This is a genomic window from Nostoc sp. GT001, from assembly GCF_030382115.1.
Classification (GTDB): Bacteria; Cyanobacteriota; Cyanobacteriia; order Cyanobacteriales; family Nostocaceae; genus Nostoc.
Window position 1 is genome coordinate 652,397 of the sequence record NZ_JAUDRJ010000003.1, and the last position, 23,832, is coordinate 676,228.

The following is a 23,832-nucleotide window of genomic DNA, read 5'->3' on the forward strand; positions in this document are numbered from 1 at the left end:
GGAAGAAGCAGAGGGGCAGAGGCGCAGAGGGGAAAGACTTACTGCAACTTCTCCCCTACTCCTTCATTCTCTATATTCTTAATTACGAATTACGAATTAAAAGGGGGTAATAGCTTGAGTGATAAAAACCTCTTTGACCAGGAAGATTATCTACAGGCACGGGTTGATGAGTGCATCTGGCAAAAAAGTACAGATGCGGGTATTTCGCGCCAGCGCTTTCTGAAAATACTTGCCACTATGGTTGGTGGCACAGCCATTGCAGGGTTAGCTAAACCTGCACCTGCTCAGAGTCAGACAGCTATTAAAACTAAAGGCAGCAAAATACTTAAGCCATTACCACCAGGGTACATCTCTCATAGCAAAGGCACATTAGAGATGAACTGGGAAGCGATGTATGGGCGTGGCTATTTAGTACCAAATGATTGGTTCTATGTTCACAACCGCAGCGCACCGCCGACCTTTGAACCATCTACATGGCGTTTGCAAATTCATGGAACTGGCGTTTCTGCCCCCTGCGAGTTTACTTACGATGAAATCATCGCCATGCCATCCATCTCAGTCACTTGCGCTATTGAGTGTGCTGCTAACGGTCGGCGCTTCTTTGAAGAAGCTTACAACACACCACTCCCTGGAACACGGTGGAGACTTGGGGCTATTGGTGTGGCTGAGTGGACTGGTGTACCACTTGGTATGTTATTAGAACGATCTGGACTGAAATCCACAGCAAAAGATGTACTCGTTGAGGGTGCAGATGTGGATTCGTTGGACTCAAAGGAAACAAATAAATCCAAGTTCAGCAGTGTAGTTCCAATTAGCAAAGCATTAGCAGATAACTCGCTCGTCGTCTACGCCATGAATGGAGAACCATTACCTCCAGATCATGGTCAGCCGTGCCGTGTGTTATTCCCTGGTTGGGGAGGAAACGCCAACGTTAAATGGATTGAGCGGATTGAAGTTTCTGAAACACCGATATATACCCAGTGGGTGACAGAGCAGATGGTGCTGGTTGGTGCAGACTACCCAGCGATCGCACCCTATAAAGGTAAACTGATTACCTATCAAAATGTTAAGAGCGCTTTCGAGTTGGCTTGGCCAGCTACGCTTTCGGCTAAAACCCACTTACTACGCGGACGTTCTTGGTCTGGGAAAGGAAAGATTGTCCGTGTAGAAGTCAGCCTAGATGGCGGTAAAACTTGGCAATTTGCACGACTGAGAGAACCAAATTTTCCATTTGCGTGGGTACGCTGGGACATTGAATGGAATCCACTTCCTGGGGAATATTTTCTCCAGGCTCGTGCTACTGACAATTTAGGTAATACACAACCGAGTACAGTTCCGTGGAATGACTCTGGATTGCTTTACGGAGGTGTTGTTAGCCATCCGGTGACAGTACAAGGTTAATCACACCAAGTCAGTCTTTAGAAAAAGAATTATTTATGATTGATTTTAGTTGGTTAATTTTAGTGAGTGGGGGTTTAATATCTGGAGTCATAGCTGGACTTTTAGGAATAGGTGGCGGTATTATCACAATTCCTCTTTTAGTCACACTAGGTTATACTCCCGTTCAGGCGATCGCTACTAGTAGCCTTGCTATTGTGATTACTTCAATTTCTGGAAGTTTGCAGAATTGGTGGATGGGCTACTTTGACTTTAAACGAGTAATATATTTAGGAATTCCAGCTTTTCTAACTACTGGAATAGGTGTATATTTCGCCAATAAAATTCCATCTTATATAATACTCTTTACATTTGGCATCATACTACTTGCTAATATCTATCTGATTGAGCTTCGCAAGCAACTGTCATTCCAGGAAAAAGAAGATACAGTCCGAGTATTTAACCCATTAGTTTCTAAAATTGGCACTGGGGGAGCAGCAGGAATTTTAGCAGGTTTATTCGGCTTAGGTGGCGGTACGATTATGGTTCCGCTGCAAATGTTATTACTGGGAGAAGAAATTAAAGTAGCAATTCAGACTAGTTTGGGCGTGATTGTCATCACTGCTTTAGCTGCTTGTACAGGACATACATTAGAAGGAAATATTCTGTTTACTCAAGGTATAGTTCTGGGATGTGGCGGTCTTTTAGGCGTTCAAATGAGTACTCGCACATTGCCAAAACTACCAGATTATACTGTGAGTTTAGTGCTTCGTATTTTCTTAGGAATACTATCAATTTATATTTTTTGGGAAGCTTGGATAAATTATCAACAAATCATTATTAATTCGTAATTCGTATAATTACAGCAGGTTTAATTTATTTTCACCACATACCTTGTAGTGAAATAGCAATGATCGTAGGTGTTCACTTAAGCTAAAACGATTTTCAAATCTTGTTTCCAGCCATAGGCTGGAAATGTTACTCATTGTGCTACTACCAAAGTCAGGAAGCCGGAGCGGAGCCTCAATGAGGGTTATTCCTAGTCCATTGGTGAGAACGAGGCAACCTAAATTTGATGTTTGTAGTAGTGTCCACCCTACAGTTATTGCTAATCACAATTACGAATTACGAATTACGAATTATTCGCTCAAGGTAGCCACCGGGGATGAAACCCAGCTAAGGGCAGTTGTTCTGGTCTAATTTCAACAGTTGCAGCATCAGCGATGGGCAACAGAGGCATTAACCACAGGCTACTGGTATCGATCGCATCTCCATCATCAGTTTTCAAAGTGTTTGTGGGTAATGATGCTGGGGGATTTGTCTGCGGTACTACTTGGTCAAATAACAAGCCCAAACCATCAGCAGATAAACTCATTTGCACATTCCGTTGAGCAGGAGGCAGTACTAACAATGGTTTCTGTTGCCCAGTTTTCAAATCAATTGCCACCACATAGGGCTGTTCTATGTATTGTTCCTTGGATACTAGCTGTGTTAACAAACAGTAGAGGGTGGGTGAGGCGATGTCAAATTGGCAACTGAGAATTGAACCTGTTGTTTTTAATAGCTGTTTCTGCACACCTTGGTTTGTTACCAAAAACAAATCTCGCGTGTAATCTGTATTAAACTTTACCATCGCGGCTTGAGAGCCGTCTTTGGAGAAAGCCTGTACTAAACCAAACTGTGGCAGAAAATCCAAAGGTTTACTGGCATCACCTTGCAGTGGTAAAATTGCTGCTCCCTGTCCTTGAGCAACTGCTACGGCTTTACTATCTGGTGTCACCATAAAGTCTCCTCCCGGCTGGCTTTTTAGACGTTTCGGGGTGGTTTTTTCTGCTGAACCATCACTGGTTGCTGGCATAAACCATAGCCCAAAATCGCCAGGATTATTTTTATTTCCCCGCTGGATGACAATAGTTTGCCCATCAGGTGATAAGTCAAATTTCAGGTTTTGATAATCTTTACTATCTAAAGTCAGGTCAACTTTGCCTTCTGGTTCTGCTTTTTGTCCAGATTTAGCAGAAACGCCAGTTGTCACCGTATACAGTTGGGCTGAAAGTAAGTCTTGATTGTTTGCGGCGCGAGCAGAAAATAAAATTTTCTCCCCATCAGGAAATGACTCAAAGTCGATTACTATCAGGTCTTTAGGGGTAAGTACCCTTTTTTGCTCTTGGGTTAAGTTGTAAAGAACTAAGCGTCCCTGTTCTTCTTTGTCGGTTCCGATATAAAGGATGACGCGATCGCGTGTACGGAAGCTACCTGTAAAGGGCTGTATCAGCCGATTTTTACCTTCTTGCTCCGCAAACTTATCTTTAGCTCCTTGTAACTGCACTTTATAATTTGTGCCATAAGGTGCTGGTGTCACCAGTGTATAAACCATCCGCCGCCCTGCCCAACTGAATTTACCTGCTAGGGGTGGCTCAATTTTCAAGTTATCCTCGACGCTTTTTGCTTCCATTGGGCGGCTGAAGGTGAGGGTGAAGGAATTATCTTCTGCCCCAATTTGTTGATTTTGCCAGGTAAATTCCCGGACACGAGCAGTTACCACATCACCTTGCAAAATGATTAACCCAATCAGCACACTCAGCAGTAGCATTAGTGCGATCGCTATACGATCCAGTGGTTGGAATGCTTTAGATTTAGTCATTTGTCATTTGTCATTTGTTATTTGTCATTTGTCATTTGTCATCAACAAATAACTAATAACTATAAGGATTCTCCGGTTGAGGAATCTTTTTAAAAGAGGTAGCGGCAATGGTAAGTTGGCGTTTACCTGCCAAATTTTCTGTCACCATTTGTCCTTCTACTTCTAGCCAGGTATCAGGAGAGTAACGCTCTTGATTATTTTGTAGTTTAACGGGCAATCCCACAGGGTAAGCATCTGCTGCACAGCAAGTTAAGACAAATCGTGCTAAAAACAAATATTCTTTTCCTATATCGGGCGGGTGGATCACAAATCCCTGCACCTTGACTTTTTGTCCTGTATATGCGTCTGGTTCTGGATAGACATTTACAGTGCGTACCCAGTCTACAAGCGATCGCTCTTCTGGACGAACAGTAACCCGAAAGGCTTGGGGTTTGACACGTGTGCTTCCCAATAAATCAGTCGTCACACCCCTTTGGAGTGCTTTGTCACTAGCAAAAACTTGCGGTGTAATGATAAAACCTAGAATTGCTGTAGTCAACAATAAACCACTCCCCCAACCAGGGGGAAATAAACTAATATGCTGGGTGTTTGGCATAAGATCACGGCGACGCCGTTGCCAAAGTTCCTGCATCTTGAACAAACCAATAATGATGAAGCTGATACCACACACAATCACCAACCAAAAGTAATTTGGGTGAATCAACAGGTTCAGCTTGTTAGTTAGCCAATATCTCAACATCAAAATACCCCAAGCAGTAATTGCTAGGGCATCCAGCCAAGGGAGTAACAGATTTGGGATTTTAGATTTGGGATTTTTGTTAGCCATTGGTCATTAGTCATTGGTCATTAGTCATTGGTCATTAACAAAGGACAAATGACAAATATTTTTTTAAAAGACGTGTAAATTCAGAAAAAGAGTGAACAGAAATGTCAACTGTGCTGCTAACGCAAACAAGTAAAAGATAGTTTTGGGTTTAAAAATAGATAACATCAAACCAACGCTTTTGATGTCAATCATTGGGCCAAACACCAGAAATGCCAGCAATGAACCGCTGCTAAAGGTTGAGGCAAAAGATAAGGCAAAGAAAGAATCGACTGTAGAACAAATTGATACCACTACTGCTAATATCAACATGACCACAATTGAGCTAATGGGCACAGCACCCAAACTGAGAATTAATTCACGGGGAGCTAGGACTTGAATAGCAGCAGCGATCGCACTTCCTAAAATCATCACTCCGCCCAATTCTCGCAATTCTTGGATGCTATTATCCACAACTAGGCGCAGTTTAGCTGCCAGTGGTTTATCAGCAGTAGAGACTGAGGTAGGCGGTGCTAAATTAGGATCTATCCGTAGAGGGATACCTGCTTTTCCTCCTAAGATATAAGTCCCGGATTGCAACAGATTCGGTACTGTTTCTTCTTGTTGTCCTTGATAAGGCTTACCACGGCGTTTGGTTTGGGGTTGCGCGGGTGGATTAAACTTCATATAACGAGCGATCGCAGGTTGGACTATGGGATTTAAGTCCTTTTGAAAACTGAAAACAAACCCGATAATTGTGGCAATTGTTAGGGAAAATACGACTCGTAAGACTACTATTTCTGGCTGATCTCGAAATGCTGTCCAAGTGGCCCAAATTACAACTGGGTTAATTGTTGGTGCTGCTAGCAAAAAACCAATTGCGACTGGTGTGGGTACTCCTTGAATCAGGAATCGCCGCGCTACCGGTACATTCCCGCACTCACACACCGGAAACAAAAAGCCGATCATGCTGCCAACTAAAGCACCCAACAGCGGGTTTTTGGGCATTTTTTCTACTAGTTTGCGCTCATCAACAAAAAATAGCAGCAAACTGGAGAATAAAACCCCAAGAAGCAAAAAAGGCATCGCCTCGACTAGCAGACTTAAAAATAGCGTAAAACCATTGTTCAGTTGATTCATGTGCGTCGCAGTCAAAAGCGGTTTTTAGTTTTAGGGTTCTGCCTAGTCATTCTATCGAAATGGGGATCAAAAGCAGTTCGGGAAAATTAAACATAATTTAAGTAGCAAGTTATCCTATCTTAAAAATAGCGGTTAAGCACTACAAACCTTGGCTTCACACGAGTTTGTGACTTTTAACTGAGTGCATTTACTGACGATGACCATTTCTAAGATTGTCTAAGTTCAGAAATTGTTCCTATCTAGAGGGCAAGTAACTGCACAGATTAATTTGAAATTACCTATGTTTATACTTACAGTAATTTGCTGGATAAGATATTAGTTCGGCTGTATTTTCATCAAGTATTCACAGTTCTTCAAGATTTTGGTAGGCGTAGCCCGCACTTCGGCAAGCTCAGTGACCATCGTAGACATCACTATTGGTTGTTACCATCATTGATTTTGACTAGTTATAGCAAAATTTGATCTGAGCTTTGGTTGATTTTTTACTACAAAAACTCTAAAAAGGCAAGACCAAAGTTTAGCAGATACGGGAAATGATTGGGGAATTTTTCGGTGTTAGCGATAGCCTGACTTTCTATATGACGTGAGAATTTGAGCTATGGCAAGTCACAAAGCCTTAAAAGGAGCGTCAAAATGATATCCCCGATTTCTTAAAAGAAGTCGGGGATATAGTCTATTCTTTCACGATTATTTTGCCCGATCGCAGTTACTTTCGTTTTGTTGGAATCCCCCAAATCTTGATTAGTCGATCGAATCCACCACTGGCAAGAACTTTACCATTTGGACTAAAAGCGATCGCACTTACCCAGTCTGTATGTCCACTTAGTGTATTTATTAACTCCCCTGTAGTTAAATCCCACAATTTAATCCCATCTCTACCAGCACTAGCAAGGGTTTGTCCATCGGGATTAAGAGCGATCGCATTTACCCAGTTATTATGTCCTGTAAGGGTGCGGACTAATTCTCCAGTATTAATATTCCACAATTTTATGGTGCGATCGTGGCTAGCACTAACTAATGTTTGTCCATCTGGTGTAAAAATCACATCGCTAACAGCACTAGAATGAGCTACCAATTCACTGATTAATTTACCAGTACTCAAATTCCACAGCTTGATTACACCCTTATTATCACCACTAGCCAAGGTCTGTCCATCAGGACTAATAGCCAGAGTATAAATCAAATTATCAAAGCGTACTATAGTTCCTAGAGGGCGCTGCTGTAGCAAATCCCAGAGACGAATCCCATCCAAAGCTCCACTGACAAGAACTTTACTATCAGGAGATACCGCTAAAGATAAGACGTTACTGGTATGTCCGACAAAAGAGCGGCTAAATTTAAAATTTTTCAGGCTCCAGAGGTTAATCGTATTGTCATCACTACAGCTAGCGAGGGTTTGCCCATCTGGTGAAATCACTAAAGATTCTACAGCTGCTTTGTGTGCTTTGTTAATAGTCGCTAATTTTTTGCCCTTTGCTAAATTCCACAAGCGAATGACACCCTCGTTTTCTGCACCTCCACTCACAAGCATTCTGCTATCTGGACTGAAAGCGAGGGATTTAACAGTTCCGTTATGCCCTTTGAGTGTGTAAATTAGTTGAGCATTAGCAAAGTTAGTGTTAACTGGGGGGAGNCTTGGCGTTACTTCTTCAATGGCAGCATGAGCTTGATGAATATAAAACCCTTCCCAGGTACTCACTGGAAGGGCAACAGCTGCCATAAATGCCAGGATAATATACGGTCGCAGAAAATTACCGCCACCTCTTCCCTCACTACTCACTCTTTTTCCTCACTTTTACAGATACAGTTAAACCCAATAAATTTTGCAGAGTTATTTTAAGTCATAACTCTGCATATCCTAAAGAGGTGGTTTTTTCTTAGAAACGCTTAACATTGGTAAAGGCGCACTAGAAGAACGAGAGGGCAAATAATGTTGCACTACAGGCTCTTCTGGTAAAGGACGACGTTGCTGAAAACGCCACAACTTAAAGCCTAGCGCTATCCCTGCCGTTCCCAAACCAAAAGCAAACAACGACCAGCTATCATTCAATCCGCCAATCAGGGCATCCATAACGCCCATCGTCATCAGTACACTGATTAGTGGGTCTTTTCGGTAGGTTGACTTCAAAAAACGAGGTAATACAGCATTCATCACAGCTTGGTTGGTTCCAGTTCACCTTTTGTGTATATTTACCAAGAATACCTCACCCATAATTTGCCTTTCTCATTTAAGGCAGACACTAATTTATGATTTTTTTAGTAGGGGGAGGAAATTTACTCATTAATCGCCTTGCACATATTAGTTGCAAGTCTATGATATTTCAATCACTAATAGGTATTTCGATTCCTCTCTTGCTTACATTCTATGGCAGTTATTTATGAATAAGTCTAATTAATGTATCTAGGGCGAAGTACTCCACTATAAATTATTGAAGTCAAAACCAACTGGTTGTTCCAGCTGGTTGTAACTCTTTTAATTACTAGCTTACAACTTCAAGATCGTGCTTGTTGATGGCACTACTTCAGACCCAGCCATGATAGCACCCCTTGATTGGTGACGTATTCAATCACCAGCATCAAACCAAAGCCAATCATTGCAGCTCGACCATTCAAGCGTTCGGCGTATTCGTTAAAGCCAAATTTAGGCTCTTCTAGTTTCGGTGTAATTGTTGGTTGTGTTTGTGTCATTTTNNNGAAACCTTTTTTTGGCAAACGGGACTTGATATCAGACTTCTGGTAGAAGTCACAGAAAGTGGGGATAATCGCTACTTGCTTTTCATGGTGTCTGGAAAACCCCTCTCTAAATCTCTCTCCTTCTAAGAGAGAGACTTTGAAGTTTTCAGATGACATTGAAAAGTCAAGTTAACTTAAAAGCTGATTGCAATGCTGGAATGCCAAGATGACTTGAGAAATTCAGCAAAAGCTTCCNNNTCAAGAGCTATAAATCGCTTTTTTAATAAATTGTTACTATTCTTTATATATTGTATAAATACTGGGGCAATAGTCAAGGGTAAGAGTTTNGGGCTACTCAGATTGAATNNNGAAAGTNNNAACAGAGATNNNGTATCTCTAATCCAGCTATCTCTAATACGGAACTAGCAAGACGGAAGTAGCAAGCTTGAGATTGGAAGGCTACAGTTAAACAAAAAAATTATCAGAGGCGATATATGGAAATCGGCGTTCCCAAGGAAAATAAGGATCAAGAGTTTCGGGTAGGGTTAAGTCCTTCTAGTGTGCGGGTGCTGCGAGAAAATGGTCATAGTATCTTCGTCGAGACACAAGCAGGTAATGGTGCTGGATTCTCCGATGACGACTACAAAACTGCTGGAGCCGAAATTGTCTCCACATCAGAAAAAGCTTGGAATCGGGAATTGGTTGTTAAAGTCAAAGAACCGCTGACATCTGAGTATAAATTTTTGCAAAAAGGGCAGGTATTATTTACTTATTTACATTTAGCAGCCGATCGCAAGTTGACAGAGCATTTAATTGATTGTGGCACAACTGCGATCGCTTACGAAACTGTAGAACAACCTGGGGCAAATAGATTACCCTTGCTCACCCCCATGAGCGTAATTGCTGGTCGGCTTGCAGTACAATTTGGGGCCAGGTTCTTAGAACGTCAGCAAGGTGGTAGAGGAGTTCTTTTGGGCGGTGTCCCTGGAGTCAAACCAGGTAAAGTAGTAATTTTAGGTGGCGGCGTTGTCGGCACAGAAGCAGCTAAAATTGCCGTAGGGATGGGTGCGATCGTCCAGATTTTAGATGTGAGTGTCGAGCGTTTATCTTACTTAGAAACCCTTTTTGGTTCTAGAGGTTCTAGAGTTGAATTACTTTACAGCAACTCTGCTCATATTGAAGCCGCAGTCCTTGAAGCCGATTTGCTCATCGGTGCAGTTTTAGTGTTAGGACGTAGAGCGCCAATATTAGTATCTCGCGAATTGGTTAAACAAATGCGTCCTGGTTCGGTAATAGTTGATGTAGCCGTTGACCAAGGCGGTTGCATAGAAACTTTACACCCAACATCCCATACAAATCCGGTATACATTGAAGAAGGTGTGGTGCATTATGGCGTTCCTAATATGCCAGGAGCAGTACCTTGGACAGCAACTCAGGCACTTAATAATAGTACATTACCTTATGTCGTCCAGTTGGCAAATTTGGGAATTTTGGCACTGGAGGTTAACCCAGCATTAGCTAAGGGTGTGAATGTGCAGAATCATCGCTTAGTGCATCCTGCTGTGCAAGAAGTGTTCCCTGATTTGGTAAATTAAGATGTTCAAGGATTAGGCGATCGCTTATTTTAATAGAGGTAGCGATCGCCAATCAGACTAATTTTCTTACCAAATGCGCGGATGGGTAGATGTACAAAATGAGAAGGAGCGAAAAAGGCTCTACGCTCCATCTATACAAGACTTTGAGGGCAATGGTACTTTCAAACCATCCGCGCACCTTATGGGGATTGGGTTTCAGCGATTTGCATCTTGTGATATCACTATTCCCTGTGTTATGATTTGCTCATTCGCGCAACTGAACCTTGAAAACCAAATACAGCAGCGCTTTCAGAAGGCAGCGATTGCAATTTAATAAAATCCCTATTAGGGATTGAAACAATTCGAGTGCATCGGATACGATAATTTGTGCCATATATTGCAATTTAATAAAATCCCTATTAGGGATTGAAACAGTCATTAGCTGATCCTCTTGTAAATAAAGGAGTATTGCAATTTAATAAAATCCCTATTAGGGATTGAAACTTTTACAACGTGATACAGACTTTGTGATACGTGAAATTGCAATTTAATAAAATCCCTATTAGGGATTGAAACGCTGAGGAGAACGCAAGTAGACAAGCGCTATCAAGAATCAGATTGCAATTTAATAAAATCCCTATTAGGGATTGAAACCATTCACCCAGCATCGTACTACAAGTTCCTGAACAATTGCAATTTAATAAAATCCCTATTAGGGATTGAAACAGCGAAGTCAAGCAGAACGGGATGCTAAACAGTAATTGCAATTTAATAAAATCCCTATTAGGGATTGAAACAATTTAGTAGGAATCCTTACACGCTTACCACTACCATTGCAATTTAATAAAATCCCTATTAGGGATTGAAACCTAGAAGCTCTTTTCCTTTCTGGTATTGCCCCCCCTGAATTGCAATTTAATAAAATCCCTATTAGGGATTGAAACGCTGTAACTATGGAGCTAATCTGCTTCGACCGCATATTGCAATTTAATAAAATCCCTATTAGGGATTGAAACTCCCTGGCAATCTTTGATTCTCAAGTTAACGTAGATTGCAATTTAATAAAATCCCTATTAGGGATTGAAACAAAGCATTGAAAGCTGGACGTAATGAGAGCATTAAATTGCAATTTAATAAAATCCCTATTAGGGATTGAAACGAGAGTAAAGACCGCTTAGTAAACTTCAAACGATATTGCAATTTAATAAAATCCCTATTAGGGATTGAAACCCTAGAGACGTTACCATTGCACTTATATCAGTGATTGCAATTTAATAAAATCCCTATTAGGGATTGAAACGGATAAGGCAATTACTAGTCAGACTGGCCAGATTTATTGCAATTTAATAAAATCCCTATTAGGGATTGAAACTTCTCAAATAAATTCCCCTTCGATATTTTTGGAATTGCAATTTAATAAAATCCCTATTAGGGATTGAAACAAAATTCACTTAAATTAACTAAATAAATTATCCCTCCATTGCAATTTAATAAAATCCCTATTAGGGATTGAAACAATTAACGAGCAAGCGCTTGCCGGAGCAACAGAGATTGCAATTTAATAAAATCCCTATTAGGGATTGAAACTTGGTCATCGTCAAGGTAAAAATCTCTATCCTCTCATTGCAATTTAATAAAATCCCTATTAGGGATTGAAACACCTTGATAACTACCAGCCGCCCAAGCCCGGCATTGCAATTTAATAAAATCCCTATTAGGGATTGAAACTACTTATATATAGTAACAAATCTAAGAATCTTTTATTGCAATTTAATAAAATCCCTATTAGGGATTGAAACTTATAGCAGGCAACAGCCACCTTGGGCAAAACAAATTGCAATTTAATAAAATCCCTATTAGGGATTGAAACTTAGTTGCTTTCCTCCTTTAGGAAAGGTGAATGATTGCAATTTAATAAAATCCCTATTAGGGATTGAAACGCCTAATTCGTATTCTCTAAAGGGGTATGGAGATTGATTGCAATTTAATAAAATCCCTATTAGGGATTGAAACTATCAACTTGCCCTAATCGGCGTGTTGATGCAATCATTGCAATTTAATAAAATCCCTATTGTGGTATTCAAGCGATCGCATCACTTTTTGCAACCAGCAATATCACCCCAAGCTAGGTTAAAATCAACTTATTAAAGCATTACCAAACTACCTTCTGCTTCTTCCTCTAGTTCATAACCATTAGCCAATTTTTCAATTGCTTGGTCAATCATTGCCAAACCCTGATCTACTCTTTCAACTAAACTTAGCTGTCCTCGGAGTTCGGCAGCACCAACAAAACCCTTAGCATACCAAGTCATGTGCTTACGGGCTTGACGTACACCGCGATCGCCTTTATATTCCCACAAGGCTTGTAAATGATCTCTTGCACATTCCAAACGCTGAATTGGGGTTGGTGATGGTAATATCTCCCCTGTTTTCAGAAAATGATCGATTTCTCCCACCAAAAACGGATAACCCAAAGTCCCACGGGAACACATGACGCCATCAGCGCCAGTTTGCTCTAAACATTTAACTGCCGCTTCAACGGAAAAAATATCTCCGTTCCCAATCACTGGGATAGAAAGCACTTCTTTTACACGGGTAATCCATTCCCAACGGGCATTACCATTGTACCCTTGGGCGCGGGTGCGTCCATGTACCGTAATCATTTTTGCCCCAGCATCTTCCATCCGCTTGGCAAAGTCGAGAATAGTAATTTCGTTGTCATTCCAGCCAATACGAGTTTTTACTGTCACAGGAACATCAACAGCTTTTACCACTTCCCGCACAATTGCTTCTGCTACTTCTGGTTGTCGCAACAACGAAGAACCACCACCATTTTTAGTGATTTTATTAACCGGACAACCCATATTAATATCAACAGTATCAGCACCTTCGGCAACTGCCTTTATAGCTGCTTCTGCCAGGAAATCTGGACGGCAATCAAATAGTTGAATGCTAATTGGGCGTTCATTTGGATCTACCTCCATGATTTTGGGTAACTGCTTGACATAATGCAACCCCGTAGCATTAACCATTTCGGTATACATCATCGAATCTGGCGCATAGCGACGCACGAGACGGCGAAACACCATATCTGTCACTCCAGATAGAGGCGACTGGAGAACCCGACTTTTTACCTCAAAGGAGCCAATCTTTAAGGGTTGGGAGAGTCTAGCTTGAAGAATAGGAGAGATGGAAATCATAGAAAAAATTAAAAATTATGGGAATGAGAAATAGTAAAAATATGTAGATAAATCCGTGATAAAGGATACAGTAAAATTTAAGTTAGTTAGGTACACAAGCTAAGTCTCAAAGCCAGGTATAAAGCCTGTTTTACTTCTGACTTCTGACTTCTGAATTCAGAATTCTGCTGTAATTGTAGATTACGTATCCTGACTTGGAGGCTGTTTTTGCATTTCTTGTCGAATCTCTTCTAGGCTCAAACCTAACTCTTTCGCAGTTTCTTCAAAACTCAATCCCAATCTCAACAACAAAGGTATCATTCTAAACTTTTCTTCACGCGCTCCTTCTTGCTTGCCTTCCTGTTTACCTTCTTGATAAACTCGTGTTTGTTTCAAATCACTTAACCCAAACATACCTTCAATCTCCTCTCGACTCATCATCGGAAACTTATAGACTAATATTGTCTCTATCAATTCTAGTAACTGCCGCCGTTGTGGTTCGATATTGATTTCTTGCTGGGTTCTCTCTATTAACTGCCTAGCAGCGATAATAGTTGTCTCCTCTTCATCGACGACTAATTTCATCGTAGCAATTCCAACTGGCAATGATGCAGTTTCACCTAATTCATTAAGATAAATGCGACTGATGCGCTGGCTAGCGAAAAATTCACTGTAATTCTTGATATCTGCTGTATCTAAACTGCGATTGGGATAGATAACTACTCCTCGCCAAGAATTTTTCGGTTTATTTTGGCGTAAGTATAAAGAAATTTGGGGTTGCATATTTGCGGAATGATTTTACTATTTTTGTGGGATAGGCAACATGAGCGTCCCTTGTATTTCGGGGCGGGCAGGATGCCCACCCCACAAGAATCATCCCTTAATTCAGCAACGCCAAAAATTTCTGAAAATAAGCGTTTGCTTGATTTCAATTGAGGAGAATTGATAAGTCTCTGCCGTTTGGGGTGGATTGCCAATTAATTTAAAAAAAATGCCAGGAAGTTCTTGAAAAAGACGATAAAAAATGCTGTAAGTTTTCACACTTGATGTATTGCGGTGATTTAATCAGTTAGATTTTACCGTGAAATACTACTGATAAAAATTAGTAAGCCGATTGCGAGAAGCAATCGGCATAACAAATTGATGATAATTTAGTTGCAATTTAGCCGTGAGTTGCACCTTGAGGAGGACGCGAGACAACTTTTTTAGCTAAACCCAAAGTCTGCAACACTAAGATACTCCACCAAGTAACATCAATTTCCCACCAAGACAACCCAGATTTCGCCATGTGGGGATAAGTATGATGGTTGTTGTGCCAGCCTTCTCCATAAGTGACGATGGATACCCACCAAAGATTACGAGCGCCATCATTGGCATCAAAGGTGCGATAACCCCACAGGTGTGATGCTGAGTTCACAAACCAGGTTGAATGCCAAAGTAAGACACATCTGAGAAACACTCCGTAGAATACAAAAGGCCATCCTCCTAATGCATATAGGAGCAGTGCGAAGGGTATTTGCAATAGCAAGAAGTAGCGATCTAGCCAACAATAAAAGGGTTGTCTGGCTAAATCAGGGGCATATTTTTTATAGGTGTCATAGTCAAAAAATTCTGGACGTGGGTAAAAAATCCACAATATATGGCTCCACCAAAATCCTCTTTGAGCAGAATAGGGATCTAAATTGATATCTTCTGTGTGGGCGTGATGCTGGCGGTGTCCACCTACCCAAAAAATTGGCCCCCCCTGCAAAGCCAGCGCTCCAATGAGGGCGATCGCATACTCTAACCACTTAGGAACCTGAAAACTTTTATGGCTCAGTAGTCGATGATATCCCAGGCAAATACCAATACTCCCGAATAACCAGTGGAGAAACACTAGCAAACCTAATGCTGGCCAGGAGAAAAACCAAGGAGCCAGAAGTGCTAAAGCATGAAATGTAGCAAAAAATACTACATTTGTCCAACTGAGTTGAGGTGACTTGCCTCTCTCAGGAGCGAACGCCCCAAAATTTGCGGTCATAAAAATTCCTGTTGATGGATGATGCAGTGATTTACTTTTTATTGGGCATAATCCCACTAAGGATTTATCCACCCTCTCACTAGTTAGTTACAGTAGAGTAAAGCAAGTATCACTTACATTTGTTATGCTAGCAGAACTCTGATACCCCCTGCAAGTGCCACTTGCATTTTTCTATGTCATCTCAACTGATTTCCACTCGTCAACGCCTGATTCAAGCTGCACTTGAGTTGTTTTCGGCTCAGGGAGTTAGCGCTACCACAACCCGCCAAATTGCTGAAAAAGCCGAAGTCAACGAAGTGACTCTATTTCGGAATTTTGGCAATAAACATGGGCTGCTTTTGGCTGTGTTGGAAGAGTCCGCAGCCTTCAAGGATTTAGGTGAGTCGCTGGTGCGACGGGCAACACCTCCCGGCAATGTTTACCAAGCTCTTAAAGATTATGCAAGTGACACTTTACATACATTAGAACGAGTGCCAGAGTTTGTCCGATCTGTGGTAGGTGAAGCCGACCAATTCCCGGCAGAAAATCGCCGCGCACTAGGCAGGGGAGTAACAGAGGCAAACCGTTATGTAGCTCAGTATTTAGCTACTGTAATCCAGCAAGGACACTTAAATACCTACTTACCAGCAGAAAAATTAGCCAGTTTGCTGAATGGGATGATCTTGGGATATGCCGTAATTGAGTTCACTAGCGAATTTCACGAACTTTGGGAGGATCGGGATGATTTTCTGGAAAATTTGGTGGAGTTGTTTTTACATGGAGCCATGTCATCTTCAGCAGAATTAGCAACAAACTCCTTACAAGGAGGGTTCACCACCACAGAAGTCGCTGATTTACCAGCTAGTTTAGTTCACGAAATTCTGCAACAAGCCAGGAAATTTGGAGTACGAGATTATGCTTTGGCTTATGTGTTATTTGGGGCTGGATTATCTGCCACAGAAATAATTAGCTTGGAGCGATCGCACCAAATCTACGATACTCAAGGGCACTTCCTGCAAATCACAATTCCCGGATTTGTCCGTCAAGTGCCTGTGAATCAATGGATTTTGGGCAAACGCTACGGTTCTTTTACCAATAATCCCCTAATCAAATGGCTGAAAAGTCGTAAAGATACTCAAACAGCGATGTTTCTGAATGAAACAGGTACACCCATCTCAGAATCAGAACTTGAGACACGTTGGCAAGCATGGAGTGAAGGATTGTTAACTCCCCAAGGACAAACGCCAGCGATCGCCCAGGCACAACAAACCTGGCGCGTAGAAATGTTAATGCGAGGGATTACCTTGGAAAACCTGAGTATCTTTACAGCTTGCGATCGCGCCCAGTTACAACCCTATGTCCGCCGAGCCAAAGAAAAAGCTGCCCTAGAGCAAGCCACCCGTTTGGATCATAAACCAGGGTAGGAATGCTATTTCCCTCTATCAGTTAGGATTTCGTCAATATTATGATTGAGAAGAAGTGAGAAATTTTTTATCACCTGATTTTTGGTCTTAAATACTGGCGCACAATGGCTTATTTACAAATGTCACAGGATTTTTGCTGAACCCAATGGAATTAACTCTGCATAAATTTAATTTAGTAAATACTTCTAAAGAGGGATTGCAAAAAAAATATAATTAACTGTAAATGTATTTAGGTAAATATATGAGTACTTAAATTTCATATAAGCCGCGTCTACCTTGAAAGATATAGTTTCTTTTGGAATTAGGGTAAAGCTTAGAATTCAAGCAACTATTGAATAACATACTCTCCCTAAAAACTCCAGATTTCAAAATAGACGGGGTTTGATTAAGTTGAAAAAGTCAAATTTATAATTTTATCCTATGTCTTCAACTAAACCCCCGAAGAATAACGATCGTGGCTCTTTTGGAAACTCTAATATTACAAATAGCCAGGTGAATAACAATGGCGATGGAGTAGTTCAAGTTTCAATAGGAAAGCTCGTTATTCCATTAATCTTTGTTTTAGCTTTAGGTGGGTTAGCTTGGGCTTTAGTTTTTGGTCAGAACAATAATGGGCAAAACCCTCAAACTGGTATAGAATCTCCGTCTTCAGCATCACCATCAAAAAATCCATAAATCAATATATAGCAATCTTAGCTTGATTCCAAACAAGAATTGTTTTGCCTTGCTGATAAAGTGAGACTTTGAAAAAGATTCAAAATCGGCATCTTAATTTTCTCTTTTCAGAGATATAAAATATTGTTAATTAGCTAAATTTCCCCTAATTTTTCTGGGGTGGGTATTGCTCTCCAAAGCTCTTATATGGTAGGCAGTACCCACTTTTCGCGTATTTCAAAAATTAAATAAAAATCCTAAAAAGCAGTCCTAAATGATTGATGGAATCTCTATTGCTTTGATTGGAAGAATCTCAATTTTGCAGAAAAACTTGGCAAATAATCCGAAAAGCAATAACTTCAGTTTGTAGTTCAGTATGTACTGATAAAAGTGAGATAAATTTTTTAGCATCTTGGCGCTAGCCTACAGCAAGCCCTGACGCTCATAGCCTTGCAAAGAAGTAAGGGCTATCTCACCACTAAGCGATAATTTCCACAACTTAAATAGGATTGCATTATTATGTCTCGAGCTAATATTACAAGTTCTCAGGTTGTATCTGCTAGTAAATATGTCTTTCAAGTTTATGTTCAATGGGGATTATCTAATATTAAAAAAGGTGCTTGGGGAAGTTTAGCTATTCAGTTCATAGTATTGTTACTTTTGACAAGTGTCTTGTTTAATGGAATAAACAAATCTGTAACTGATATTCAAATAAAAATAAGCGAAATTCAAAAATTAATAGAAGATAGCGCTAAGGCTGATCCATCAAAAACTAATCCAAAGCCCTCACCTAAAGAAACATTAAGGCCAAATATTCCAACTCAACAACCTTTAGCAGTAAATCCCTCACCTCAAGTAACTTCAAAGCAAGAAGTTCAAGACCAATTAATTCCGAAGCTAGAGGAGCTAGAAACAAAGTATAAATTTACTAAAGAACTTAACTTCAGTATTATTAATGCTTCTAATTTTGCTTCCCCGAAAGCAGATGACGATTTTAAAAAAGCATTATTGAAAAGATTTACTGAGATTTGTGTTGTTCCTAACTCTTCTTCAATCGGATGGAAAATGTCTAAAACCAGAATCTATTTCTTAAAAAAACGAAGTATTAATGCTGCTTTATCTATTGCAAGCTGGATGCCAGGATCTCAGGATGTTATTGATTATGAGCATCAATTGAAAAATCCTGTTAAATATCCAGATTTGCCTAATGGTGATGGGCGTATACAAATCAATAAATCTACAGCAGATATAGTCATTGTTTTAGGTAATGATTATTCTAAAATAAATTAGACATCTCCAGAAATTAAGTTTTCACCTAGATAGGATAAGGGCTTGAGATTCTTTTTCGGAGATGTCTATTAGAGCCAGGATTAAGCGGGTAGTTTACAGATATCTCCTTAACAACAGATTTGAATTAAAACGATATATGCAGTTTTCATTAACCACATATTAAGTAGAAGGTAAGCCAACATTATTAATCAATTCAATGGCTCCATAATGACTCTTAAACCTTTACTAGAAAGTGTTTTGAGCATTTCTTTAGCATTATATTCACTACTAAATACTCCTGCTTGCATAACTCTTTGACCTTGCCAAACTGTGGGAAACGCACCAGGAGCAAGCGATCGCACTAAATCTCGATCCTTATCAGTTGCAAGTTGCACTACTAAGCGATACCGCACACCAGATTGTGTTGCAGAGTTACCACTATAAGGAATACTTGCAGAACTTGTTTGCAGATTGCCAGTATTAACAATGGGGATATTGGGATTGGGAAGTGGTAAAAGTTCTGAAGCACTAGGAGCAGCAGTTTCTAGTATTGGTAATGGCTGCTGTGTTTGATTCCTCATACTTGAAACTGGTGGCTGTACAACTGAATTGGATGGGGACTCAGGGGCAGTAAACTCAATGGTATTAGGATCGATCCGCACGTAATTTAACTGTGGTGTATCAGGTGGCTGTGCATTAATTGGTATTTGTCTACCTGACAAGCTGCTAGGAGTAGGAAATCCGGCGACTCTAGAAGTAGGTGGTTGTTTGGATATAGGCGGGGAAGGCGGCACATTATTGGCAGGCATTAATGACAGCTGTTGACTATTTAATTGTGTAGAAACAGGATTATTTGCTGAAATGCTGTTGCTGGTTTGCCCGTTAGTAGTTTCAGAGACTTCGGGAGATGAGAAGGTGATTTCCCCAGTTGGTGGTATTTCTCGTAATACGTTGTTGGGAGCGGGTTGAGAATTTTGGGTTGCTAGTGCTGTTGTACCATTAATATCTACATTGCCAGTGATGCGATCGCTCACAAGGTTGTTACCAGCAGCAGAAATCACCTGTTTAGCAGCGCTGGCGTTAATGTCGTGGCGGGCATTATTTTGAAATGTATTACCCCCAGGTTCGGATGCACTACCCAAATCTGGCATTGCTTGAGCGATCGCAACTAAACCATCTTCTTTATTATCTTGAATAGAATTATTCCGCAAAATCGGGCGGGCATTTGCTTGTACGATAATTCCCGATCTATTGTTCTGAATTTGATTACCTATAAGTATAGGAGCAGCATTTTGGGCAATATTAATCCCAAAACCCGTTTGGTGAAAGACATTCTCTTTGACTTGGGGACTGGAATTACCGGCAATTGTGATGCCATTGGCTCCATTGCGATCGAAGTAATTCTTACTAATGGTGGGTGCAGCATTACCACTGACAGAAATGCCATCTTGGGTACTACCAGTAAAAGTATTTTCTGCGACTACCGGATTGCTAGATTCAATCCATAAACCGTAACCACGAGGATTAGGGTTCGTCACCGTCACTCCAGTAAGCAAGGCTTGATTTGCCCCTACAATTGTGACATTTTGACCTAAAAAGCTCCGACTCAGGTAATCACCGCCTCCTTGAATAATAATGTCTTTACCTTGATTGCTGGGGTTGCCTTGAATTGAAATACCCGGTTTCAGTATTAAGGGAAATTCCTCTCCTGTCTCGGCGCTATAAGTGCTTGTGGAAAGCATAATTAGAGTATTGGCGTTAGCTAATCGCAGCGCTTGGGTAATCGTCTGTACAGGAGTGGATTCGCTGCCATTGCCTGCGTTGTCATCTCCAACACTAGGATTGACAAATAACACATTAGCCTGAGAAGGTGTTTTCTCATTCAGAGGCGCTGAATCTGGTGTCGATGGAATCTGAGCGATACCTTCTCTACGAGAGGCTGCGCGAACGGTGGGCTTTCCTACGGAACGCTCCGCGAACGCTAACGCACTATCCAGGCTTGTACCCAGAAACGTTATACTTGCCGCCCCCATACTTACAGTAAAAGATAATACTGAAAAACTAAAAAATAAAAGCCTTGCTGATTTCAGAAACTTCAGCTTTGCAAACAGAACATCTACTCTCCGGTACTCAGGAAACACACGAGGGAGCATCATATCTAACACGACTCCTTGTAAGTAATCATAGATTCTTATACTCTCTAGAGAGTATTATGTCGATAATATTACTCATATATTGACCGATTGGCGATATTTAATACATAGTAATAAATGATATTAGACATCTCCAGAAATTGATTATGCATTGCCCAAAATAATTTCTAGGCACAATTCATGAATTATGCCTATATCATTTATCTAATAGATATAAGAGTGAAATTAAATATGCGTTATCCAGAAGCCTTGTAGAGACGTAGCACTGCTATGTCTCTACATTCTTTTTTAATTGTGAATTTTCTGGTGTATTCCCTTTTTGCAGTCCTTTGTAAGCTTGTTGTCTATCGTAAAACACTTGACTAAGCTCAGTGCGAAACTGTAGCCTCAAACTACCCTTATCACTGTCTATAGGAACATGGGATAATTTACCGTAACCCTCACTACTACGTTGTTTTGCGTAGATTCCGCAAAAATTAGTAAAAAAAAGCAAATTAATTAACTTATGGTTACTAGGACTTATGATAATTCACACTTCGATGAAAGCACTAACGGGGTTGTTGTAATGGTCGAGCCATACAGCCAAAAAGAGCAAATACAGCAAGTTGTTTACCGCATTTTAGATGCCAATTTAGATCGCGCTCGTGAGGGCTTGCGAATTATCGAGGAATGGTGTCGGTTTGGGTTGAATAGTGCCCAGTTGGCTCTTGAATGCAAACGGCTACGACAAGAGGTAGCCAAGTGGCATACCCCAGAATTGCGGGCGGCGCGAGATACACCAGGCGATCCTGGGACTGAATTAACCCATCCTCAAGAAGAACAACGAGCTAGTATAAAATCGGTTTTGCAAGCTAACTTTTGCCGGATAGAAGAAGCGTTACGGGTGTTGGAAGAATACAGCAAGCTAACCCAACCAAATATGGCTAAGGCTTGTAAGCAGATGCGCTATCAGGTTTATACCCTAGAAAGTAGTTTAATGGGTCATCAGCGGCATCAATTGTTGTGGCGATCGCGTTTGTATCTTGTGACTTCCCCTAGTGAAAGTTTGTTGAGCAATGTTGAGGCTGCACTCAAAGGTGGATTAACACTTCTACAGTACCGCGATAAAACCACCGATGATTCTTTGCGTCTAGAACAAGCGAGAAAATTACGCCAGTTATGCCACATCTACGGTGCTTTGTTCATTGTTAATGATCGCGTGGATGTAGCTTTAGCTGTCGATGCCGATGGGGTGCATCTGGGACAACAAGATATGCCTATTGCTGTTGCTCGGCAATTATTGGGTTCGCAACGTCTGATAGGGCTTTCTACCACAAATAAAGAAGAAATGCAAGCAGCAATTGCTGAAGGTGTAGATTATATTGGCGTGGGGCCAGTTTATGAAACTCCCACAAAAGTAGGTAAGGCAGCAACAGGGCTAGAATACGTCAGCTATGCCGCAAAAAATTGCTCAATTCCTTGGTTTGCGATTGGGGGAATAGATGCCAATAATATCAATGATGTGATCGATGCGGGAGCCGAACGTGTAGCTGTGGTGCGATCGCTCATGCAAGCCGAACAGCCTACCCTCGTGACACAATATTTGCTCTCTCAACTTAATCGCATTAAACCAGAACTTTAAAAGAGTCATTTGTCATTAGCCCAAAGTGAGTAACCAATACCCAATTTCCTATTTCCCACATTTATGTCTAATGAGATTACGATTCAGATAAATGGGGAAACCCATAGCTGCTCATTTCAAACTTCTTTACCCGATTTACTCCAACAGTTGGGTTTCAATCCCCGTTTGGTAGCTGTAGAATATAATGGCGAAATTTTACATCGCCAGTTTTGGCCGCAAACAAAGGTACAGCCAGGCGATCGCTTAGAAGTAGTAACTATTGTCGGTGGTGGCTAGTTGATTTGAGCTAGCAAGTCCAAATCTTTAAGGCTGCGTCGTGTAATCTCGATGCGGGCGGGTGCATCCTCTGCTTTAAGCATATCAAGGGTTGTGGCGAAAAAATAGACGTTTTTGTTTTGCTCTAAGTAACCCACAAACCAACCAACATTTGGTTTGCTACTCGTTAACCATCCCGTCTTTCCTCGCAGTGTGTAGTCTGGAGTTTGTTCGCGGATCATAATGTCTTTGACAAGATTTATTGTCCGTTGCGAGAAAGGCAAATCGCCTTGATATAACCGTTGCAAAAACTTAATTTGCTCTTTGGGTGTAATTTGCAATAGCTGCGGTTGTAACCAAAAACGATCAATGTCTGCAACAGTGCCAATCTGACGGTTTCCGTAGCCTACTTTGTTAATAAATTGCTGCATCCGTTCATATCCAGCCCTACGTGCTAGTACTTGGTAGAACCAAACAGTTGAATCTTTAAAGGCTTGACGCAAATTTGTATCATGATTCCAGGCATCAATTTCTCGGTGAATTCCATCCCAAGTGAGAACCGCCACATCATCGGGAAGTATACCTATTTCTAAAGCTACCAGCGCGTTAAAAATTTTGAATGTCGAAGCTGGAGCGATCGCAGTTGCATTACGTTGAGGATTGTGTTCATAGATGCGGTTATTTTTTGAGTCGTAAATCAAGATAGAGCCTTCACGCTCGAATTCTTGAAAATGTCGCCCGAAATTTGGTGCTTTCACAACAGGACGTTCAGATGAAGTTGAAGCAGGTTGAGCCACAACATACATTGTCCCAAAGGTAATCACACTAACTACAGCAAGACATCCAATGACTGTAAACACGAAAGATTGCATTCGGTGCTTTGCGTAACGCCGAAGGTATTGCTCTATGCGAAACCAGATATTTTTCATTGCACATTTAATCACATCACAAGCGAGATTTTACACTGCAATCTTGCTCATTTGTGAAGCAATTTGTTAGAGGCTTTTTATAAATAAAACTTATAGCAAATTTCCATTGTTAGTATTTTTTGAATTTTCTGATTTAGGA

18 protein-coding genes, 1 pseudogene and 1 CRISPR repeat array are annotated in these 23,832 nt (G+C 40.9%); of the genes and pseudogenes, 8 read left to right on the plus strand and 11 right to left on the minus strand.

The annotated features are described in order from the left end of the window. Positions 1 to 114: 114 nt before the first annotated feature. Both QUD05_RS05700 and QUD05_RS05705 read left to right on the plus strand, forming a co-directional pair. Entirely contained in the window at positions 115 to 1,401 is a 1,287-nt protein-coding gene (locus tag QUD05_RS05700; protein ID WP_289795237.1) for a sulfite oxidase, read from the plus strand. A gap of 35 nt (positions 1,402 to 1,436) precedes the next feature. Then, positions 1,437 to 2,228: a sulfite exporter TauE/SafE family protein gene (locus tag QUD05_RS05705; RefSeq protein WP_289795238.1), complete on the plus strand. Its 792-nt coding sequence runs from the start codon at positions 1,437 to 1,439 to the stop codon at positions 2,226 to 2,228. A gap of 296 nt (positions 2,229 to 2,524) precedes the next feature. Here QUD05_RS05705 and QUD05_RS05710 read toward each other — a convergent pair whose 3' ends face one another. From QUD05_RS05710 to QUD05_RS05735, 6 genes are all read right to left on the minus strand, one after another. Continuing rightward, on the minus strand, positions 2,525 to 4,021 hold the full coding sequence (locus QUD05_RS05710) for an Ig-like domain-containing domain (protein ID WP_289795239.1): 1,497 nt from the start codon (positions 4,019 to 4,021) through the stop codon (positions 2,525 to 2,527). 52 nt (positions 4,022 to 4,073) lie between these two features. Beyond that, positions 4,074 to 4,847, minus strand: coding sequence for a TIGR03943 family putative permease subunit (locus QUD05_RS05715; RefSeq protein WP_289795240.1), 774 nt, complete (start codon positions 4,845 to 4,847; stop codon positions 4,074 to 4,076). A 63-nt stretch (positions 4,848 to 4,910) separates the two neighbouring features. Beyond that, the gene (locus QUD05_RS05720) at positions 4,911 to 5,963 is read right to left on the minus strand and encodes a permease (RefSeq protein ID WP_289795241.1); all 1,053 of its coding nucleotides are present in this window, start codon (positions 5,961 to 5,963) and stop codon (positions 4,911 to 4,913) included. Between the two features lie 706 nt (positions 5,964 to 6,669). After that, on the minus strand, positions 6,670 to 7,683 hold the full coding sequence (locus tag QUD05_RS05725) for a WD40 repeat domain-containing protein (RefSeq protein ID WP_502911427.1): 1,014 nt from the start codon (positions 7,681 to 7,683) through the stop codon (positions 6,670 to 6,672). A 138-nt stretch (positions 7,684 to 7,821) separates the two neighbouring features. Further along, positions 7,822 to 8,115, minus strand: a complete 294-nt coding sequence (locus tag QUD05_RS05730) for a hypothetical protein (protein WP_289795243.1) — start codon at positions 8,113 to 8,115, stop codon at positions 7,822 to 7,824. Positions 8,116 to 8,480: 365 nt separating this feature from the next. Further along, entirely contained in the window at positions 8,481 to 8,651 is a 171-nt protein-coding gene (locus QUD05_RS05735) for a CAB/ELIP/HLIP family chlorophyll-binding protein (RefSeq protein ID WP_099099534.1), read from the minus strand. 479 nt (positions 8,652 to 9,130) lie between these two features. On the opposite strand from QUD05_RS05735, the gene ald reads away from it, so the two are divergent. Beyond that, positions 9,131 to 10,231, plus strand: coding sequence for an alanine dehydrogenase (gene ald, locus QUD05_RS05740; RefSeq protein ID WP_289795244.1), 1,101 nt, complete (start codon positions 9,131 to 9,133; stop codon positions 10,229 to 10,231). 301 nt (positions 10,232 to 10,532) lie between these two features. Then, positions 10,533 to 12,295: a CRISPR direct-repeat array (repeat unit 37 nt; unit sequence ATTGCAATTTAATAAAATCCCTATTAGGGATTGAAAC). 59 nt (positions 12,296 to 12,354) lie between these two features. Here the strand turns inward: ald and dusB are convergent. The 3 genes and pseudogenes from dusB to QUD05_RS05755 form a co-directional block, all read right to left on the minus strand. Beyond that, a complete protein-coding gene (gene dusB / locus QUD05_RS05745) occupies positions 12,355 to 13,410 on the minus strand; it encodes a tRNA dihydrouridine synthase DusB (RefSeq protein WP_289795245.1) in 1,056 nt (351 codons plus the stop codon). A 180-nt stretch (positions 13,411 to 13,590) separates the two neighbouring features. After that, positions 13,591 to 14,430 (minus strand): annotated as a pseudogene (locus QUD05_RS05750) (Rpn family recombination-promoting nuclease/putative transposase). A 121-nt stretch (positions 14,431 to 14,551) separates the two neighbouring features. Then, positions 14,552 to 15,409: an acyl-CoA desaturase gene (locus QUD05_RS05755; RefSeq protein WP_289795246.1), complete on the minus strand. Its 858-nt coding sequence runs from the start codon at positions 15,407 to 15,409 to the stop codon at positions 14,552 to 14,554. 173 nt (positions 15,410 to 15,582) lie between these two features. On the opposite strand from QUD05_RS05755, the gene QUD05_RS05760 reads away from it, so the two are divergent. The 3 genes from QUD05_RS05760 to QUD05_RS05770 all read left to right on the plus strand — a co-directional run bounded on the left by QUD05_RS05760 (position 15,583) and on the right by QUD05_RS05770 (position 18,756). Further along, positions 15,583 to 16,812 (plus strand): TetR family transcriptional regulator, encoded by a 1,230-nt coding sequence (locus QUD05_RS05760; RefSeq protein WP_289795247.1) that lies wholly within the window; start codon positions 15,583 to 15,585, stop codon positions 16,810 to 16,812. A 420-nt stretch (positions 16,813 to 17,232) separates the two neighbouring features. Then, positions 17,233 to 17,487 carry a hypothetical protein gene (locus QUD05_RS05765; protein WP_289795248.1) on the plus strand — a complete coding sequence of 85 codons (255 nt, stop codon included), beginning with the start codon at positions 17,233 to 17,235 and terminating at the stop codon, positions 17,485 to 17,487. 498 nt (positions 17,488 to 17,985) lie between these two features. After that, positions 17,986 to 18,756 (plus strand): hypothetical protein, encoded by a 771-nt coding sequence (locus QUD05_RS05770; protein ID WP_289795249.1) that lies wholly within the window; start codon positions 17,986 to 17,988, stop codon positions 18,754 to 18,756. Between the two features lie 188 nt (positions 18,757 to 18,944). Here QUD05_RS05770 and QUD05_RS05775 read toward each other — a convergent pair whose 3' ends face one another. After that, positions 18,945 to 20,891, minus strand: coding sequence for a DUF1565 domain-containing protein (locus QUD05_RS05775; RefSeq protein ID WP_289795250.1), 1,947 nt, complete (start codon positions 20,889 to 20,891; stop codon positions 18,945 to 18,947). 562 nt (positions 20,892 to 21,453) lie between these two features. Here QUD05_RS05775 and QUD05_RS05780 point away from each other — a divergent pair. Together QUD05_RS05780 and thiS are read left to right on the plus strand one after the other, a co-directional pair. Continuing rightward, entirely contained in the window at positions 21,454 to 22,509 is a 1,056-nt protein-coding gene (locus QUD05_RS05780) for a thiamine phosphate synthase (protein ID WP_289795251.1), read from the plus strand. Between the two features lie 63 nt (positions 22,510 to 22,572). Continuing rightward, positions 22,573 to 22,785: a sulfur carrier protein ThiS gene (thiS, locus tag QUD05_RS05785; RefSeq protein ID WP_289795252.1), complete on the plus strand. Its 213-nt coding sequence runs from the start codon at positions 22,573 to 22,575 to the stop codon at positions 22,783 to 22,785. Here thiS and blaOXA read toward each other — a convergent pair. Then, positions 22,782 to 23,636, minus strand: coding sequence for a class D beta-lactamase (blaOXA, locus tag QUD05_RS05790; protein WP_289799887.1), 855 nt, complete (start codon positions 23,634 to 23,636; stop codon positions 22,782 to 22,784). The genes thiS and blaOXA overlap by 4 nt on opposite strands. Between the last annotated feature and the right edge of the window lie 196 nt (positions 23,637 to 23,832).